Below are 18,930 nucleotides of genomic sequence, written 5' to 3' on the forward strand. Positions count from 1 at the left end.
ATAATGTATTGTAGTAAGAGACTTTTTCTGTCCCTCTGCTTGCTGGTGGTCTTATCTTCCTGCACGAGTGAGTTTGTTGATATTAATCGTCCAGGGAGTAAGTTATCACAAGAAGAGTTGAGTCGAGATAACTATGCTGTTGGCTCATTCTTGATTCAGATGCAGGGAGTGGCTTTCCCAGAGCAAGAAAATGCTTATCAAACAATGATTGACTTTGTGGGTAACTATCTGGGTCGGTACACAACTTACTCAAAAGAACAGCCGAAAAATCATACACTATTCAATGCAAGTAATATATGGCGTGCTTGGCCAGCATCTTATGCGCCTCCTTTTGTGTCTGCGTATAACGAGGTGGTTAATCTGAATGGTAAAGAGAATATCACTTATGCTTGGGCTTTGATTCTTCGTGCACAAGCTTTCCTGCGATTCACTGATATCTATGGTCCGTTCCCCCTCAGTGTGAATGCGGATAATCATGTTGTTTACGTGTCACAGCGGGATATTTATTTACAACTGATAAAGGACCTAAATGAGGCTACTTCTTACATCTCATCTGACACACAACTTGCTAAGGAAATGATAACCTTTGCACCATACGACCTTGTTTATAAAGGCGATTTCAACAAGTGGCGTAAGTTTGCCAATTCGTTAAAGTTGCGCATCGCTGTGCGTATTAGTAATGTAGAACCTGTGATGGCACGTTCTTTAGCTGAGAAAGCAGTGCGGGAGGGGGTCATAGAAGGAAACGAGGATAACTGTACCATTCGTTATAATAAAGCTGGTTTGTGGACAACTGCTGTTTCATGGGGTGATAGTCGTATCTGTGCTGATATTGAAAGTTTTATGACTGGATATAAAGATCCACGAATGAGTAAGTATTTTTTGCAACCATTAACTCAAGGTAAACGTAAATATATTGGTTGTCGGGCTGGGGCTACGATAGGAAGCAATGTTGTTGCTAAGCGTCTTTATTCGTCTGTAAATATGCAAGAGACGACACCTGGAATTTGGCTTACAGCATCGGAGATGGCATTTTGTAAGGCTGAAGGAGTATTACGTGGCTGGAATATGGGCAGTGGAACAGTGAAGGATTATTATGAGCAAGGTGTGACATTATCTTTCGAGCAATGGGGAGCCGATGGTGCAGCTACCTATCTGTTGGATGACACTTCAACAGAAGCCAATTACACTGATGCCTTAGGTGGTTTTGGTAGGGCTGCTGTAAAGGCTTCTACAATTACGATTAAATGGGATGATGTTGCCCCTATGGCTAAAAAAATGGAGCGTCTGATAACGCAGAAGTGGATTGCTTTGTTCCCAAATGGACAGGAGGGATGGAACGAGATTCGTCGCACAGGCTATCCTCGCATCTTCTCAGTGCCGCAGGCTACAAATGGTTATACGCTGTTGACGCCTAATAGAATTCCATTCGATAAGAATCAACTGATTAACAATCGCAGCAATTATGAGAAGGCTGTTGAACTTTTAGGTGGTCCAGATGATTATGCAACACCAATGTGGTGGCAGAGGTAATTAGTCTTCTACCTTTTATAATACAACTCTTTTAAAGATATGAAGGTCATTAGAAAGCCTTGCACATTCAATTATGTTCATCTAGGAGAGTGCGATGCAAGGCTCCATTTACCAAAACGAAATGGGTTGTTTATGAAAAATGCAATTACTGTGTTTGGTATGAGTTTCCTACCCAAACAATGCTCTAAGTGCCTCTTCAACCTTTCTTACTGGGTGTAGTTGAATATTATATTTGCCTGTAAGTCCTGAAAGGTTGTACTTTGGAATAATAATATGACTAAAACCAAGTTTCTCTGCTTCAGCAATCCGTTGTTCGATACGACTGACGGGACGTACCTCACCACTTAATCCAACCTCACCACACATACACCAACCTTGCTCTATTGGTGTATCGACATTTGATGAGAGTACAGCAGCTATAACACTAAGGTCCATTGCCATATCTGTCGCGCGTAATCCACCAGCAATGTTCAGGAAGACATCCTTTTGCATCAGCTTAAAACCAACACGTTTTTCCAATACAGCGAGAAGCATGTTCAGACGACGTTGGTCAAAGCCTGTAGCTGAACGTTGTGGGGTCCCATAGGCAGCAGAAGATACAAGTGCTTGTGTCTCAACAAGGAAAGGACGTGCTCCTTCTATTGTACTTGAGATAGCCACACCTGATAATCCTTCATGGTCTTCTGTAAGTAGAAGTTCGGAAGGATTGCTCACCTCACGAAGTCCCTGTTGTTCCATTTCATAGATTCCAAGTTCGGAGGTCGAGCCAAAGCGGTTTTTAATACTCCGGAGGATACGGTACATATAGTGTTGGTCGCCTTCAAATTGAATCACGGTGTCAACAATATGCTCTAATATCTTTGGACCTGCTATACTTCCTTCTTTGTTGATATGGCCGATAAGGATAACTGGGACACCACTTGTCTTGGCAAAACGTAGAAGAGCTGATGCACATTCACGTACTTGTGTAATGCTTCCCGGACTACTATCAACGTCTTCTGTTGAGATAGTTTGGATTGAGTCAATGATGACAAGTTCTGGTTGTACGTCACGAATATGCTCAAAGATATGTTCAAGAGATGTTTCAGATAAGATAATGATGTTTTCGGATATATCCTTAGAAATTCTCTCAGCACGCATTTTGATCTGATGAGGACTTTCCTCACCGCTGACATAGAGTACACGCTGCGGTAAATGGAGAATGGTTTGGAGTGTTAGCGTACTCTTACCAATACCTGGTTCTCCACCAAGCAGAACGATACTACCTGTTACCAAACCACCACCTAACACACGATTTAACTCACCATCGTGCATATCGATACGTGGATCATCGTGTGAGGATATATCACGCAGTCGTTGAGGCTTGTTTGCTAAAGCTGAAACAGAACCGCCCGAAGCAGCATTACGTAATGTTGTTGCAGCATTGCGTGCAGCCTGTGAACCCGTATCAGCAGCAATACGAATCTCTTTGAATGTGTTCCATTGTCCACAGTTGGGACACTTGCCAATCCATTTTGTGCTTTCCTGTCCACAATTGCTGCAGACGAAAGCTATCTTGTCCTTTGCCATAAGTAAGACAAAAGTAATAAGATTTTTCTTAGTTACAAAATTTATTCTTAATTTTGCAACTATATGAAACATATTAATTACCTGCTCCTCCTGGCTGTGCTTATGCTTGTCGGCTGTGGTAAGAGCGATAAAGAACTGCAAGCAGAACGTAAAGCGAAGCAACTGGCTGAGCGTGAAGCTTATCAGAAAGCCTATAAGATAGCAGTGATGCCAACAATGGATTGCCTTCCAGCATATCTATTGAAGGATAGCTTGTTATATGATACTGTCAAGGTTGACATTAGACTTTGTAGGTTTAATGCGCAGATGGATTGTGATACAGCAATGATAGGAGGGAGTGTACAAGCTGTCTTCAGCGACCTTGTTCGTACGGAACGATTGAAGCATAGAAACAAAGTGTTAATGCACTATCTGACAGATACAAATCTTAATTGGCAACTTATTGCTGACAAAGGTTCAAAACTAAAGAAACTTTCTGATTTGAGTGACAAGATTGTTGCTATGACTCGTTACTCAGGAACAGACCTGCTGACTGATATGGTCGTAAAGAAGGCAAAGCCAAAGTATCAAGTCTTCCGTGTACAAATTAATGATGTATTCGTGAGACTTGCTATGTTGCAAAATCACGAGATAGACGCCTATTGGTTCTCTGAGCCACAAGTAGCCAAGGCTTTATCGGCTGATAATAATTCTCTTTTTAATTCGGAGGATGCTGGTGTTCATCTTGGTGTGGTGGCTATAATGGATAAAATACGTCGTCAAGATGAAGAAATCGCCTTTGCTGAGGCTTATGATAAAGCTGTTGACCAAATCAATAAGCATGGTGTTAAGTATTATTCTGACTTAATTCAGAAATATATGAAGGTTGATGAAGCTGTTGTACGTGCATTACCTGACATCAAATATACGAAGATTGGTCCACCACGTAAGGCAGACTTACTTATGGCACGCAATTATCTTAATAGCGGTAAAGTTAGTAAGTAAGGTATAGTATAGTAATAAAATTAAGGAGTAGGGCAGTGAATGTAGATGAGATTCTTAGTAAGACTATAGGTTTGTTGATGGACAAGCGATTGAGTAAAGCTATTGATCGATTAGATCAACTTTACGCTCAGCGTCCATCGCTTATGGGTCACGGTGAGTTTGAAGCAATCAAAACAGATTATCAGTTGATGGTCGATTATATGGGACGAGGTTTTTCAGATAGTCATCGTGAATCGCTCTACAACTCTTTGTTACAGCGACTTTATAGAGTTGCTGCCAATCTTGAGATAAGCTGGCGTTGTAAGAATGTAGGTGCATACGTTAACTCGTTTAAGGTTATTGACCATCTGAATACAAGTCATGATTTTGTTCGTACTGTGTTAGAAGCCTTTGTTTCAGACATTGCTATGCTCTCACTTCAGCCAGAAGAGGCGAGAGAACAAAAAACAGCTGAACTTTACGAACGTCATCTATCATTTATCAATCGTCTTTTTAATGCTTTATGGACATCTTGTCAATGGACTGATGACGATTGTACTTTCTATACTGATTTACTCCTTTCTCCAACTCTTGCATCAACTGATCAACAAGTGATAGTTAGCGCTATTAGCCTTGGCGCTATGAATCAATTTGATATCAACAAGTTTAAGACGCTTGCTAATGTATATCAAAAAGCCACTGATGAACATGTGAGACAACGTGCATTGGTTGGCTGGGTGTTATCGATATTCGAGGGAATGGATATCTTTCCTGAGCAAGATGCAATCGTACGTGAACTCTGTGAGAATCCTGCAATAGCCAAAGAGTTGTTGACTTTGCAAATACAATTCTTCTATAGTAAGGACGCAGAGAGGGATAATGATAAGATACAACGTGACATCATGCCCGATCTCATGCGTAATTCTAATCTTACGATAGGTCGTCTTGGTATCATGGAGAAAGAAGAAGATGCGATAGAGAATATCCTTCATCAAGATGCTGATGAGAAACGAATGGAACAATTGGAAGAAAACGTTCGCAAAATGATGGACATGCAGAAGCAGGGTTCGGATATCTACTTCGGCGGTTTTAGTCAGATGAAACGATTTCCTTTCTTCAATGACATGGTGAATTGGTTCATTCCTTTTTATTTGAATCACCCCGCTTTGCGCTCTGTGATAAATAAATTAGGCGATACTAAGTTCTTAAACACACTCATGGAAAGAAGTAACTTCTGTGAGTCGGATAGATACTCCTTTGCTTTTGCGTTAGAGCAAATCATTAATCAGTTGCCTGCTGATATTAAGGAGGTGATAGGTTCTGATGCAATGTTAGGTCCTTTGGCTGAAAGTGATGATATGGAAGATGCAATGAGCATTCGACGTACCTATCTTCAGGATCTCTATCGTTTCTTCCGTCTCTATCCTACTGCAAGCGATTTTATCAATCCATTTGAGGATAATGGTAAGAGTGATTTTGTTGCAGACACCTTCTTCTTTACCTATAAAACCTTTATGGGTACAGGACTAGATAAGGTTAAATTGCGTTTAGCATTACATTTGTATAAGCATAGACAATTTGAAGAACTTGCTGAACTATTGACAACTTTCCAGAGTGAAGACTCACGCTATGCGATTTTGATGGGTTATACAAATATTGATATGGGTAAGGCAGAGTTCTCTTATCAGTTCTTTGACTATGCTTTGAAGAAAGAACCTGAAAACCTATGGGCCTTGAAAGGTAAAGCGAGGGCAGCTCTTGATATGGAGGATTATGTCACTGCAGCAGAAGTTTATTCTGCTTTGTTGAAGTTAGAACCAGGACAGAAGAATTACACAATGAATCGTTGTGTCGCTCTTTTGAAGTTAGGTAGGACCAGTGAGGTGCGTGAGGAGTTGTTCCGTCTTGATTATCAATACCCTGATGATATGAACGTGAAACGTGTCCTTGCATGGGCAATGCTGGCAGATAAGAGTCTTGATAAAGCTGCACAGCTCTATGATACCCTCCTAACATCAACCCCTGCTCATGAGGATTATCTGAATGCTGGCTATTGTCAGTGGGCCATGGGTAATATTCAGCAGGCTGTTGATTTATTCCGTGAATGGTTAGCAAAGAGTGGGAGGAGTTCAGAAATGTTGTTAGATGAGTTCCAAAGTGATGTTGAAACGCTGTCACTCTACAATATTTCCGAAACCGACTGCTACTTGATGTTAAGCTTAGTAGGTGGATAATAACTGCGATTATGTTCTCAAAGACTTAATAATAAGGACGTCGTAGCATGGAATGGCTACAATAATTTTTTCAAATTTAATAGGTAAAGATAATAATGGATGAACAGATACACGAGAAACTAAAAGAGATAAAACAGTCTTTCCGATTGTTGATGAATGGTGTTGCATCCCACTCAATGCGTGAGAAAGGTGTTTCGTATAAAATAAACTGGGGTGTACCACTCCCTGATTTGCAGAAGATGGCAACTGAATATGGTAAAGATTATGCTCTTGCCATAGAACTATGGAAAGAAGATATCCGTGAGTGTCAAGTGCTTGCTACATTAATTATGCCAGCAGAGAAGATGGATGAGGATCTTGTTGAAGTTTGGATGGAACGCCTTCGTACTCAGGAAATGGCTGAATTGCTGGCTTTCAACTTACTCCAATATCTTGATTTTGCACCAACTTTGGCGTATAAATGGATTGCTTCAGGTCGTGATATGTATCAGCTTTGTGGTTACCAACTCCTTGCGCGTCTTTTTTCCCGAGGTATGGAACCTAATGAACGTGGAATCAACGAGTTCCTTGATCAAGCTCGTACGACATTGGAAGGTGAGAATCTCTCATTAAAGCATGCGGCTTATAATTGTGTCTTGAGCTTCTGCGATTTAGGTGAGGAGTTTGATGTTATTGCACAGAAAGCGCTTGCTGATCTCAATATTCTATAAAGTCTTAGTCTTTTTAATGGTTATCTTTTGTCTGGCTTGAACCGCTGAAACAGTGGGAAGGGTAAGGTAACTAGGGCTAATATCGCTCTAAACTTTAAAGTAAATGTATTCTTACATGAGTCAGAAGCGATGACAGATTTTACAATAAAAGTTGCATTTCATTTTGCTATTATTTTTAATACTTTGCGTACCTTGCTGAAATGCTGTAAGTTAAGTATCTATTATAGCTGACAGGGTTGTCAGGAATTTACATTGCTGAATGTATTTTGCCTGCTGAAAGGTTCTGAATGATATTCGCTGAAAGCTTATAATAAAACATACAAAAAAGAAGTCGATACATCAATGTGGATATATCGACTTTTTTTTATCTGTCAAATGTTAAACATTATAACAGTGTTCCATTAAATTTCTGGTCTTTTGTTTAACTGATTTATTAATCAAGATTAATCTTCTTTGAAACAATCAAAGCTTCAGCAATTACGGCTGCAATGATAGTAATAATACCAAATGTTAACATAATCTACCTTTCTTCTTTTGTGCAAAACCCCTTTGGTCTTGCTGTTATTACTTATTTCTCTTTGTGTATTCAAGGCAAAGGTACGAAAGAATATTGATATAACGATCTTTTATTGTGGTTGTTATGAAAATCGAAGTAAATTTTTGATGTAAATCAATGGTGTTGACTCTGGTCAAAAAGTGATTGAAAGAAGTATAAAAAAGAATGTATAAATTTGTTGTAATTACTTGAAAAATGTATCTTTGTAACCGATTTAGTATTTAAGATAACAATTCATTTATGGAAAGATTAATAATTAAAAATCAGGAGTTTGATAGTAGCGTTGATGCTCGTTTCCTTGAGATTCAGAATGCACGTCGTCAGGCTTTGGCACAGAAGGCTAAAAAGCACTAAAACAAACTATTCGCATCCATTGCTATTATAATGGATGGCTGTGAGGCTTAGAAAAAGAAACGAGAATAATATTTATCTCAGTAACAAGAAAAGGCTCAATCAAATGATGTTGATTGGGCCTTTTTTTATGGTACTATGTTTAATCACACATAGCCTACTATAATGCTGTTTAGAAATCTACATCTTCTCCATCCTCATCGGCTTGCATCTCCAGTTCTTCTGGGTTGGTGTCAAATGTAGTACGATAACTTTCCTCTGTGAGCTTGTCCTCATCGAAGTCCTCGTCCTCATCCTCATCAGTATTCTTCTCTTCTTCTAACAATAAATCTTCATCATCTTCGTCATTCAAGAGGTTCTCGTCTTCAATCTCGTCAAATGATGTTGTTTTCTTGTTGGCTACAATTGGGATAGGCTTTTCTTTTGCAAAAATAGCTTCTGTCCATGAGCCTTTAGAAATCTCAAGAACTTCAAAGCCATCAGCAACTTTCTTCTCATAAAGACCACCAGCTTTCTTCAAGCGAGCTGTTGGAAGCGTTGTTGTACTTATATCAAATCCATTTAAGATAATATCCTGCACACTCTGAGGTAAGCTCTCCCAACCGCCTCCAAAGTTACGCTCTAGAACTTCAATAAGTTTCTGAGCAGATATATGATGGATATTCTCCAATGTTAAGTCTGTAATACGTTGAATAGGCTTCTTTTTCAAAGCCCATTTTACGATTGTACCCTCATCAAGTCTAACTTGACCAACTTGGCAGCCACGTTCTTCGTATTTCTTAATTATCTCTGGCTTGTCAACTTTCACTTCTTCAATGGTAAAGGCACTTTTAATCACATCAATATAGTGACGCTCATTATCCCTTAAATCGGCGTCACGTTCTGCTTGTGCCCAAAGGCGGAAGACATCGTTTTCCTGAATGTCCCACACATTACTTTTTGTTAGATTCTTTAACGATAGTGCTTGTCCTTGTCGCTTCATATTGTGTTTACTTTTTCATTTTTCTTTTTGGTATAGCTTAATGCTAAGCCATACCCTCAGACCTGCTGCAAAAGTATATACTTAAACGTAAACTTCCAAACTTTTTCGCTGAAAAGTTATCCAAAAGTGAGAAATAAGCACAATCTGAAAACGCTATTTACTAAGGTATGGTGTGCAGTTCTTGATTTCTATAGGTAAAGCCCTTACTTTACACTTGTCTGCAGTAATGGATAACTCCACTACACAAGCCCGTGAATTCATCGGTTTTCTTTGGTCAAAAATAAAGTTTCCAATACCATAGTAAATCGGTTTCCCTCGATACGTCTCTATTGTCTGGAGCGTATGACTATGGTGTCCAACAATAGCATCAGCCCCTGCACCTATTAGTTTGTGTGCATTCTCACGCTGCTGTGGAGTGGCTCTGAAGTGGTGTTCCCATCCCCAATGTAGTATAAGGAGAATATAACAATTCTTATCTGTGGCTCGTAAGTGTTTAACTCGCATGATAAGACTATCTATACTCTCCTGACTAACACAAGGTTTTTGAGGAAGATAGAGGAAGTTTTCTAAGGGTAAACGTAGGGATGAAACTACCCAAACATGGCGTGGACTTGTAGAAATGAGTACTGGTTCTGCTGCTTCCGCTATATTCTTACCAGCCCCGATAGGTATCATTCCTGCTTTTTTAATCTGTTCTTGTGTGTCTAAAAGTCCTCTTCTTCCTTGGTCAATACTATGATTATTGGCTAAGTTGAGGTGCGTTATGCCATGACGACGTAGTGTTGGCAACCATTCGGGTTCGCCTCTAAAGATGAAACGTTTGAACACTCGTTCCCTAATTTTAGTCACAGGGCACTCTAAGTTGGCAATTACATAGTTGGAAGAGTGAAACAATGAGTCGATAGTAGGTGAGAAGAGAGCATCGACTCCCACCATATCAATCTTCTGTCTTACTCCTCTGTCAAGTAGAAGGTCACCTGTAATAACGATACGTAAAGTGTCGTCAGGTCTTTTTTGAGCTGACTTCTTCTGATTGATAAAGTTAACTCCTATCCCATTGAAAGATAGTAGGATAGGAGTTAATAAGCATATAATAACTTTAACAGCCCGAGCTATAGAATGTCTCTTCATCATCAGCACTCATTCCTTTTACTGGAGCTATGATCTCTTTCATCCATGATGGCGTTCCACCTGTTGGTGACTTCTTTAACTCCTCTTGCCATTCTTCGTCCGTCATGCGTGGGTCTGAAATCAAACGAGTGAACTCACGATAGGAGAGTACAGAACCGCGTGTAAGATAGAGGAATCCATCAATCTCTACAACAACATATATTTCGTAGGCAGGACCAACTCCTTCATATAGCACACATTTATCATCTATGGCAACATTCTCGCCTCCAGCAGTGAAGACATCGGCAACAACTGCAACCTTCTTGTCGGTACTCACTACATCAGACCATCCCTGCAACATCTGATTGTCCTCGCTGACAAGCTCCAAAGAGATGTTCTCTACGGTCGAACCAATGATTTCAATCTGGTTGTATTCCTCATCAGTTATCTTTCCACCATTCAGTTCTTTTATACTGATATCACGGCAGAATTCAGCCATTTCCTTTATTCGTTCATATACAGCCTTTGCCTTTTCAGTCTGTAAATTGTAAGTTGTGAGGACTTTATCCATTCTTGTTACGAGTGCAATAGCTTTCTCCCAGAACTTCACGTTAGGCTCTACATATCCCTTCACGACAGGTGGTTCAGGACCTCCATCACCACACTCTGCTAACATCGGCTGCTTTGCATAGAGGATAGCATCATGCTTTAATTCTGCCCAAGAGGCAAGTGCTGTGTTCAAATTCTTTTTCTGCCACTGTGGTGTCTGCATGAAATAAGGAAGCGACTGTGCGGTGTCACCTAATGACTGGAGCGTGTACATCCATTGATTTGCTACACAAGCCTCCCAAGGAGTATTAGCAACTTTCTTACGAGCAGTGGTTAATGCCTTTGGAAAATCCTTCCATTTCTGTGCTTCTTTCAGCTCGTCCATGAGAATACGTTCGGCACCTGGCAATCCCATCACAGCCATCCAGTCGAGTCCCTTTGGACATGGGCGGAGAGAGATAGGGCTATCTTGATCCGTAGTAGCTATCAATGCCTCTGCATCAGGTTGATAACGCTGCGGCATAATATCTACAACATATTTGCTACCATGTGTTTTCTTCAACTCGATACGTGTCTGTTTCTTTGCTATTGCTTCAATGTTTGCTGTCAGTTTACCCATGTCTTTATTTGAAGATAATAGCTTTTCTATAGGTAAGTTCATCTTCTTAACAAGTTCTGCAACCTGTATGAGGGTAGCATTATCAGGTGTTCCCATAAGATAAGTGATTGGTTCACTTACCTTGTCGTATATGGTTTTGAGCTTTGGTTGTTGGTTGAAGACATTGGCAATAAGTGCAATCTGCTTCATCTTAGCAGGTTTGTCCGTACCAAAATGGGCTGTTTGCAACCACATCATACCACGGAAGTAACGACTACAAACCTTAGAACGGGTATAGTGACCACGTGGACGGAAGAGCGAATAAGCAAACATTCCTGTCTGAGAGTCATATTCAAGCATATCAGAATATCCATTTTCAGCCTCGAAAGACTTAGTAATTTCTTCCATTACCATCTTCTTGTATGCTTCTGGGGCATTTAGTGTAGCCATTGATTTTGGTGCTTTATCATGACTAAAAAGCCAAGATGCGACGGCAAACCATGCCTGACCATATTCCGCTGCAGCCTTTATTTCTGCATTTTGACTGCTTGTAAGTGTCTTCATCTCTGCTCCCATTTTGGAAGAAAAGACAATCATCAGTGAGTCTAAGTGCTTTTCCTCCACATCGCGCAATACACAATCAAAATAGAGATGGAACTGTTGTAGGTAGAGGTCAGTGGTTACGAAGCTTGGAAAATCAGCATAGTCGTTCTTCTCATATACGTGGAAAAGCTGATTATGTTCGGCAGGAACGATAGCAAAACCATTCTGTCCCAACATGCTATATAGCTTTGGGTCGAACTCTTTCAGCTGGAACGGGTTGATAAGATTCTTCATATTCACCACGTCCTTACTATTCGCTGGTTTAAAGTTCAGTTTTCGTAATTCCGCTTCTTGTGCACGGATGCGCTCTGTAAAGGCAAGTTGTTCTTTCGTATAGCGTGGTGAGAACTTCTTACCACTGGTCTCCTCCTTTTCAGAAACATTCCAAAGTGCATTATTATACCATGTTGTTGTATTGTATAATGCACGTAACGTAGCATCCTTGAAAGGGTATCCTTGTCTTGCGGCAAAGGCATTTCGAATAGCACGCAGTTCTACAAGATTGAGTTTAGAGATGTCCATCTGCGTATCAATTTTGCCCTTCAGTTTTTCAATATTTATTTTTCCAGTACCAGGGAGAATAAGAGGAGTCTTCTTTTCCTTTGTACGTTCAATATAGGCATCACCTCTGCTGCCATCTATCTTTTCACTTTGTGCCCATGCAGTAGGTGAGAACAACAAAATCAGGAATGCAATAGCTACTGTTCTGAATGCGTTCTTTTGCATTAGCTTGTAATAGGAATTGTGGTTCATCTTGTTTTATTTTTAATAGTTATGTTTTACATTTATTCGCTTGCAACAAATCGTTTAACGGCTTCTTCGTGGCTAACAGCTTCAGTTAAAAAGCGCACGAAAGAGAGCCCGAAGTCGTCCCAAACATAGTCTGCAACAACATATTTATCATCGGTGGTTGCTTGCAATGTACGCACGTATGGTTCAATAAAACGAAAATCGCATAATATTCCACCCATACGCGACCCCATCCACATAGGGCGTATTTTGTCATTTATCTGCTTAAAAATGAAGAGTTTACGTGCAGGCTGTGGGTAGAAGCGAGTCGGTTTGATAACCCCAACGATTGCTTCGTCCTTTCCATCTCCATTAACATCTCCTGTTACCAGTTGATAAACAGGGTAGGGAAGTTTCCATTTGGCAATTGCTTTTCTGGTTTTCCACTTGTATTTGTGTCCTTTCTGCTCAGTATTCACTTGCACCTTAGAGTATAGGCACAGCCATGAAAGCGAATCGTTGACACGTTCTAACTCAAAGGTCAAGGGCTGTTGTGCCATAGCTTTTTCTACAAGTAGGATAAAAAGCAGCAGACAGCCAAACCGCTTGTATCTATTCTTAAACATATATGGTTACAAATTTAGGTACTTTCACGGATAAAACAAAATATTTCAAATAAAAAATCCTGATTTCACCGACGTGAAATCAGGACTGGCTGAGTGTCTTCGATATCCCAGCAATATGCTGTATAGGACCTCGCGACAATTTTGTTATCCTTCACCTTAAAAAACTAACCTATGTATTTCAATCTCTTACTTGCGTGAATTATCCCTGTGTGGTTAACGCAACTAAGTAGCTATGTATATTTTGGTGTCCTTAGTAAAATAGTTTTTTATAACCTCTTTTCATCTCATACAAGTCAAATTAAATCTCAACTTGGCTTGTGAATATTTATAGAGGATTTATTTCTTTTTGTTTTTAACAATCTGTGCTATGATGTTGTTGCCATCCTCTAATTTTATATATGCAAAGATAGGATATAATATTCAAACAAGCAAATTTTTTGTTTAGATTGCTCACGCTTTAACATAAAATTAACTATAATGACCTTTAAGCCTGCCTTTTTCGCTTAGTTTTCTACTGTTTTTTATTTTATTTGTATCTAAAACGCTTTTTTCTCGATTTTTATTTTTGCTTTTTAATTCTTGAACAAGATGCTAACGATGTCTTCTTTTAGTATTTCATAGAAAACTATATTCTACTTTTCGAGAACCATGTCATTTATTAAATGTAATAAATTTTCTAACTATTTGTCTTATAGCAGATTTACTTCACATCATTTTAACATTTAAAATTCAAAATGGGGAGTAAACATTCTAAACACAGAACATTCAGTGAGGACTTTATTCTCACTTTACTTCGTGAGTATTACTCATCAGAAGTGTCAATTAATTTCATCTGTCGTAAGTACGGCATTAATAGTGCCAGCTTTTATCAATGGCAAAAAAAGTATGATTTAGATGAAAAAAAGCTATCTTTGTCGCATGATATTATTACTAAATTAAAAGCTATGCGTAGTAAGAAAGCTATGGAGAAAGCCCCTCTAACTCGTGAGGAAGAGCTTGAAGAACAAGTATCGAATTTGAAGAAAGCTTTGGAGTATTCTGAACTTCGCAATCAAGGTTTGATGAAAGTCATAGAGATAAGCAGTAAGGAATATGGTGAGGATTTGCTAAAAAAAGCTGGCGCCAAGCAGTAGACAGCCTTCGAGTCAGCAACCCTTGTTTATCAATTGGGCTGCTGAGTGGACTGTTTGGCAAGACTCGTGAAGGCTATTACTCTGTGAGTAAAGAGAAGAGGGAGCATCGTAAACTTACTGAGAAAATTGTCGTACGTGCAGTAATGGATGTTCGTGCAGATGCTCCTCGAATAGGTGCACAGAAACTTTTGCACATGCTTATGGATATCTATCCTGGCTTAATGCTTGGTCGCGACAGGTTCTACCAGCTAATGCACAAGCATCACCTTATGCTGAAGCCATCCAGATGTCGCCACACCACGAACTCCAATCACAACTATTTCAAGTATAAGAACACGGCAAAAGGAATGGTTCTTACACGTCCTGCACAACTCTGGGTAGCAGACATCACATATATAGATACTGAGGATGGTGTGGTCTATCTTCACCTCATAACCGATGCATTCACTCATGAGATAATCGGATGGAAGCTTTCTGACAGTCTGCAGGCTGTCAATACGCTTGCTGCCCTAGACATGGCAATAGAACATTCACAGGGTATGAATCTCTCGCTGATGACGCACCACTCTGATCGTGGGGTTCAATACTGCAGCAACGCCTACGTGGCAAGGCTGGAGAGTATACACTCGGGCATAAGCATGACTGAAGACTACAACCCTACAGATAATGCAATCGCCGAAAGAGTGAACGGAATAATAAAGCAAGAGTGGCTCTACCACATGAAACGACCGAAGAACCTCGATGATGCACGATGCACTATTGCTGGTATCATAGACTTCTACAACAATAAGAGACCCCATATGAGCAACGGCATGCTTACGCCAAGACAAATGAGAGAAAAGCACTGCAATGTAGCATAAGGGTTTCTGTGCGTTTCATGGTATTAAATTTTGTAAGTTGAAGGAAAAATACTAACTTTGAACATGTGCTACACACGTTCAGACTTCATTGTCAAGATTTATGACTATGTAAAGCGAATCAGTAAAGTTTCCATGGGGGTGTAAAGCTGTTCAGGAAGCAAGTAAAAAATGTGTAAACCAATTTAGTAACAATAACCAGAAAAGTGTGAAGTAAATTTAGGCATAGTCATATTAAAAAGTAATATGTGCCCTTTAGACTTCGAAAAGACGCCCAATAGGCTTGCAACTAATCCTTGAAAATGAAGAAAAATAGAAGTTTGTGCAAACTGACTGATAATGAATAGGATATGAAACGATTTGCATAAAACTGCTCTATTTGTAAAAGGCAGGAAAGTGCGGATTTAAGCAGAAGTTCAGTTACTAAATCATTACCAAGATTGGGAATAGGTAACGAAATGCAGATATAGGTAACTGAAATTATTTGGTTCGTGTGTTTGTTGCTTTGGTCGGCAGTTTTCTGCATAAGTAAAGAACGCTTTAATTCGGGTAACTTTGCCCATAAAGATTAAAGCGTATGCAAACAGAAAAGATGAAGGTGTTGCTCTACCTCAAAAAGAGCGGTATGGACAAGTCGGGTAAGGCTCCCATCATGGGACGTATAACACTTGGTAGGAGTATTGCGCAGTTCAGTTGCAAACTGTCTTGCAACCCCGATTTGTGGAGTCCTCGTGAGAGTAGAATGAGTGGCAAGAGCCGTGAGGCAGTGGAAGTGAACGGCAGGCTGGAAAGTCTGCTGCTATCCGTCCAAACAGCCTATCAATCTCTGCTATCCAAAGGTTGCCCATTTGATGCAACTGATGTAAAGGAAGTATTTCAAGGAAGCGTTCAATCTAAATGTATGCTTATTGAAAGAATGGATAGGCTCATCAAAGAGAAAGAAAACCATATCGGCATTGACATCAAGGAGGGAAGTATATTTGGCTACTATTCCACTCGTACCCATTTGCAGAACTTTATACAAAAGAGGTATAATGTTTCTGATTTGGCATTTTCACAGCTTACTGAGCAATTCATATACGACTTCCAACAATACTTTATGGATACTTGTGGGTTTCAGGAAAGTACGTTCTATAATGCCGCTACCCATCTGAAAACGGTGTGTAGATTGGCTTATCGTGAAGGATTAGCCGATATTTTGTTGTTTGACAAAATCAAGGTAAGCAAAGGCGACAAGAAACTTCCCAAAGCACTTGACAGGTGTTCGCTTGACAGACTAATGAATATAGAGTTTGAAGAGCTGGAGGAGGAAATGGGAACCGCAAGGGACTTGTTTGTCTTTGCTTGCCATACGGGTGCTGCCTATTGCGATTTGATGGAGTTAAGCAGATTGTATCTTGTCCGTGATGATGAGGGAAGTCTTTGGCTGAAGTTCAACAGGCAGAAGACAGGCGTACTTTGCCGTATCAAGTTGTTGCCCGAAGCCATCAGAATAATAGAGAAGTACAAGAGCGATGAAAGGGAAAGCCTATTGCCACAGATGAAATATGCCACCTATCAATCGTATCTTAAAGCATTGCGCCTAAGAGCAGGCATAGCCTTTCCCTTTACCACGCATACGGCAAGGCATACCTTTGCCACGCTCATTACCCTTGAACAAGGAGTACCGATAGAAACGGTGAGCAAGATGTTGGGGCATAGTAACGTGAGTATGACCGAACGGTACGCAAAGGTTACGCCACAGAAGCTGTTTGTGGAGTTTGAGCGTTTCCTTTCTTTCACGGAGGATATGCAGATGAGTATTTAGCAATAGTAGTATTAAAACTAAAATCATGATGAGAAGTACATTCAAGACACTGTTTTATATCAACAGACAAAAGACCAAAGCAAATGGTCTTACCTCCATACTCTGCCGTATCACGATAGATGGCAAGAACTCTGTCATTACTACAAACGAAGAATGTAAGCCTGCGGAGTGGAATGCCAAGCAAGGAATAACTACAGATAAGAAAACAAACCTTCGCCTGCAATCATTCAGAGAACTTGTAGAAAAGACCTATCAGGAACTGCTTTTAAAAGACGGAGTGATAAGTGCTGAACTGCTTAAAAACAGATTGCAGGGCATTGCAACTTCTCCCACCACTTTGTTGGAGCTTAGCAATGCAGAACTACAATCGGTAAAGGAAGGTGTGGGAAAATCAAAGGCAGAAGGTACATACACTAACCTTTGCTATGCTAACAGGATGCTGTGCGAGTTTATAAAGGACTTAGGTAGTACGGATATAGAAATCCGAAGTATAACGGAGGAACTGTTTGAAGAATACCGCTTCTTTCTTAAAAAGAAAGGGTTGAAAGGTTCTTCTATCAACAATTATCTTTGTTGGCTGAGCCGTTTGATGTTCCGTGCGGTAAGCCAGCGCATCATTCGTTATAATCCATTTGAGCATGCAGAATATGAAAAGGTGGAAAAGACAATTCGTTTTCTTAGCAAGAGTTATGTAGCAAACCTAATGGCAATGAAGATGTGTGATAGCGATGCCGAACTTGCAAGGCGGATGTTCATCTTCTCCTGTTTCACAGGTTTAGCTATTGCAGATATGGAACACTTGACATCTGGACATATCAAGAGCGCAGCGGACGGGCAGATGTATATAAGAAAGGAGCGTCAGAAGACCAAGGTGGAGTCCATTGTGCCGTTACACCCCATTGCCAAGACGATTATCGCGCAACAAAGGCAGCTACAAGCGGTGAAAGAAGAAGGCAATAATACGGATATGGATAACCGTCTTATCTTTCAACCTTGTTGCAGTAGAAGTGTGTTAGCAGCGAAGTTAAGCATCGTAGGCAAGGCTTGTGGTATCAAACAACGTCTGTCCTATCATATGGGAAGACATACCTTCGGAACGATGTGTCTAAGTGCAGGTATTCCCATTGAGAGCATCGCCAAGATGATGGGACACGCATCAATTGCAAGTACGCAGATTTATGCGCAGGTAACGGACTGCAAGATCTCGGAGGATATGGACAGACTCATCGCCAAACACTAGGAAAAGAACAAAGAGGATGATAAGGTAACGGTAAAGGAAACTATTACCATAGGGACAATGGCTATTGCCAACACAAGCAGAAACAAAAGCATGGAGAAAACGGCATGAATACGGAAGATGGAATAAAGACCAAGACTGCAATCCGTCTGAACACGGGGCGCAGCTACTTCGAGTGGGGAAATGGTATGCAGGTTATCCGCAGGGGAAAAGGCGAAGTAGCCATGACCGAGGGCGAGCTTGCAAGGTTCTTCGGAGTTACATGGAGAAAAGTCAATGGCAGACTTCGGGCGATAACCGAAGATTCCGTCTTGTCTCCAGATGAAAGGGATGCAGGTGAAAGGAAGATTGTCACAGATAAGAAGGTAAGGGGCTACGCACCGCTTTACCCACTACCGACAATCATCGCCCTTTCCTTTCAACTTGACTGCGTAGAAGCCCACCTATTCAGAAGGCATGTGTGCAGTGAGTTGATGCGTCCAAGGAACGCACTTACCCCAATCATCATATATGGCAAGGATGTCAATAACTGAATAATGTATCAATCCTTTTTCTTTCACTGTTGTCTTACTACATCACTACAACACAAGATAATACGGTGAAAGAGAAAGGAATACGTTGTAGCTGATGGTTACTTGTGCATATTACTACGACACGACTACGTACTATACGTTGTCAAACAAAAGTGCACAACTGCAAATGTAGTTATTTACTCTTATATTTCATTGTTATATTATTAAAAATTCTTTTGTTGATTGAATTTTGCTTTATTATTTCTCTTAT

The 18,930-nt window shown here is 40.3% G+C and carries 13 protein-coding genes and 1 pseudogene; 9 read left to right on the forward strand and 5 right to left on the reverse strand.

The genetic code is table 11. The annotated features are described in order from the left end of the window. Positions 1-3 precede the first annotated feature (3 nt). Entirely contained in the window at positions 4-1,533 is a 1,530-nt protein-coding gene (locus J4856_RS01445) for a RagB/SusD family nutrient uptake outer membrane protein (RefSeq protein WP_025839417.1), read from the forward strand. Positions 1,534-1,701: 168 nt separating this feature from the next. On the opposite strand, the gene radA is transcribed toward J4856_RS01445, so the two are convergent. Continuing rightward, positions 1,702-3,102 carry a DNA repair protein RadA gene (radA, locus tag J4856_RS01450; RefSeq protein WP_025839419.1) on the reverse strand — a complete coding sequence of 467 codons (1,401 nt, stop codon included), beginning with the start codon at positions 3,100-3,102 and terminating at the stop codon, positions 1,702-1,704. A gap of 63 nt (positions 3,103-3,165) precedes the next feature. Between radA and J4856_RS01455 the strand changes: the two genes are divergently transcribed. From J4856_RS01455 to J4856_RS01465, 3 genes are all read left to right on the forward strand, one after another. Continuing rightward, complete coding sequence (locus tag J4856_RS01455) at positions 3,166-4,086, forward strand: ABC transporter substrate-binding protein (protein ID WP_025839421.1); 921 nt, start codon at positions 3,166-3,168, stop codon at positions 4,084-4,086. 35 nt (positions 4,087-4,121) lie between these two features. After that, entirely contained in the window at positions 4,122-6,299 is a 2,178-nt protein-coding gene (locus tag J4856_RS01460) for a tetratricopeptide repeat protein (protein ID WP_025839423.1), read from the forward strand. Between the two features lie 95 nt (positions 6,300-6,394). Further along, positions 6,395-7,009, forward strand: coding sequence for a DNA alkylation repair protein (locus tag J4856_RS01465; protein WP_025839424.1), 615 nt, complete (start codon positions 6,395-6,397; stop codon positions 7,007-7,009). Positions 7,010-8,088: 1,079 nt separating this feature from the next. On the opposite strand, the gene J4856_RS01470 is transcribed toward J4856_RS01465, so the two are convergent. The 4 genes from J4856_RS01470 to J4856_RS01485 form a co-directional block, all read right to left on the reverse strand. After that, positions 8,089-8,898, reverse strand: a complete 810-nt coding sequence (locus J4856_RS01470; protein WP_025839426.1) for a hypothetical protein — start codon at positions 8,896-8,898, stop codon at positions 8,089-8,091. A 153-nt stretch (positions 8,899-9,051) separates the two neighbouring features. Continuing rightward, positions 9,052-10,032: a CapA family protein gene (locus tag J4856_RS01475; protein WP_065368019.1), complete on the reverse strand. Its 981-nt coding sequence runs from the start codon at positions 10,030-10,032 to the stop codon at positions 9,052-9,054. Then, the gene (locus J4856_RS01480) at positions 9,998-12,484 is read right to left on the reverse strand and encodes a DUF3160 domain-containing protein (RefSeq protein WP_394365419.1); all 2,487 of its coding nucleotides are present in this window, start codon (positions 12,482-12,484) and stop codon (positions 9,998-10,000) included. The genes J4856_RS01475 and J4856_RS01480 overlap by 35 nt, the downstream gene beginning before the upstream one ends. 59 nt (positions 12,485-12,543) lie before the next feature. Next, on the reverse strand, positions 12,544-13,113 hold the full coding sequence (locus J4856_RS01485; protein ID WP_025839428.1) for an FG-GAP repeat protein: 570 nt from the start codon (positions 13,111-13,113) through the stop codon (positions 12,544-12,546). Between the two features lie 734 nt (positions 13,114-13,847). Between J4856_RS01485 and J4856_RS01490 the strand changes: the two genes are divergently transcribed. The 5 genes and pseudogenes from J4856_RS01490 (at position 13,848) to J4856_RS01510 (ending at position 18,680) form a co-directional block, all read left to right on the forward strand. After that, on the forward strand, positions 13,848-14,246 hold the full coding sequence (locus J4856_RS01490) for a transposase (RefSeq protein WP_065367980.1): 399 nt from the start codon (positions 13,848-13,850) through the stop codon (positions 14,244-14,246). Positions 14,247-14,329: 83 nt separating this feature from the next. After that, positions 14,330-15,106: an IS3 family transposase gene (locus J4856_RS01495; protein ID WP_244885761.1), complete on the forward strand. Its 777-nt coding sequence runs from the start codon at positions 14,330-14,332 to the stop codon at positions 15,104-15,106. Positions 15,107-15,680: 574 nt separating this feature from the next. Continuing rightward, positions 15,681-16,910: a site-specific integrase gene (locus tag J4856_RS01500; protein ID WP_065368020.1), complete on the forward strand. Its 1,230-nt coding sequence runs from the start codon at positions 15,681-15,683 to the stop codon at positions 16,908-16,910. 28 nt (positions 16,911-16,938) lie between these two features. Then, a pseudogene (locus J4856_RS01505) lies at positions 16,939-18,147 on the forward strand (tyrosine-type recombinase/integrase); the annotation flags it as partial. Between the two features lie 107 nt (positions 18,148-18,254). After that, a complete protein-coding gene (locus tag J4856_RS01510; protein ID WP_007136140.1) occupies positions 18,255-18,680 on the forward strand; it encodes a hypothetical protein in 426 nt (141 codons plus the stop codon). The last annotated feature ends 250 nt before the right edge of the window (positions 18,681-18,930 follow it).

Origin of the sequence: Prevotella scopos JCM 17725 (assembly GCF_018127785.1) — a bacterium.
Classification (GTDB): domain Bacteria; phylum Bacteroidota; class Bacteroidia; order Bacteroidales; family Bacteroidaceae; genus Prevotella; species Prevotella scopos.

What these genes read in the sequence shown, in the direction of transcription:
- radA (WP_025839419.1), bottom strand. Translation starts at nt 3,102, where the DNA reads ATGGCAAAGGACAAGATAGCTTTCGTCTGCAGCAATTGTGGACAGGAA.
- J4856_RS01465 (WP_025839424.1), top strand. Translation starts at nt 6,395, where the DNA reads ATGGATGAACAGATACACGAGAAACTAAAAGAGATAAAACAGTCTTTC.
- J4856_RS01510 (WP_007136140.1), top strand. Translation starts at nt 18,255, where the DNA reads ATGAATACGGAAGATGGAATAAAGACCAAGACTGCAATCCGTCTGAAC.
- J4856_RS01485 (WP_025839428.1), bottom strand. Translation starts at nt 13,113, where the DNA reads ATGTTTAAGAATAGATACAAGCGGTTTGGCTGTCTGCTGCTTTTTATC.
- J4856_RS01475 (WP_065368019.1), bottom strand. Translation starts at nt 10,032, where the DNA reads ATGATGAAGAGACATTCTATAGCTCGGGCTGTTAAAGTTATTATATGC.
- J4856_RS01470 (WP_025839426.1), bottom strand. Translation starts at nt 8,898, where the DNA reads ATGAAGCGACAAGGACAAGCACTATCGTTAAAGAATCTAACAAAAAGT.
- J4856_RS01500 (WP_065368020.1), top strand. Translation starts at nt 15,681, where the DNA reads ATGCAAACAGAAAAGATGAAGGTGTTGCTCTACCTCAAAAAGAGCGGT.
- J4856_RS01455 (WP_025839421.1), top strand. Translation starts at nt 3,166, where the DNA reads ATGAAACATATTAATTACCTGCTCCTCCTGGCTGTGCTTATGCTTGTC.
- J4856_RS01480 (WP_394365419.1), bottom strand. Translation starts at nt 12,484, where the DNA reads ATGCAAAAGAACGCATTCAGAACAGTAGCTATTGCATTCCTGATTTTG.
- J4856_RS01445 (WP_025839417.1), top strand. Translation starts at nt 4, where the DNA reads ATGTATTGTAGTAAGAGACTTTTTCTGTCCCTCTGCTTGCTGGTGGTC.
- J4856_RS01490 (WP_065367980.1), top strand. Translation starts at nt 13,848, where the DNA reads ATGGGGAGTAAACATTCTAAACACAGAACATTCAGTGAGGACTTTATT.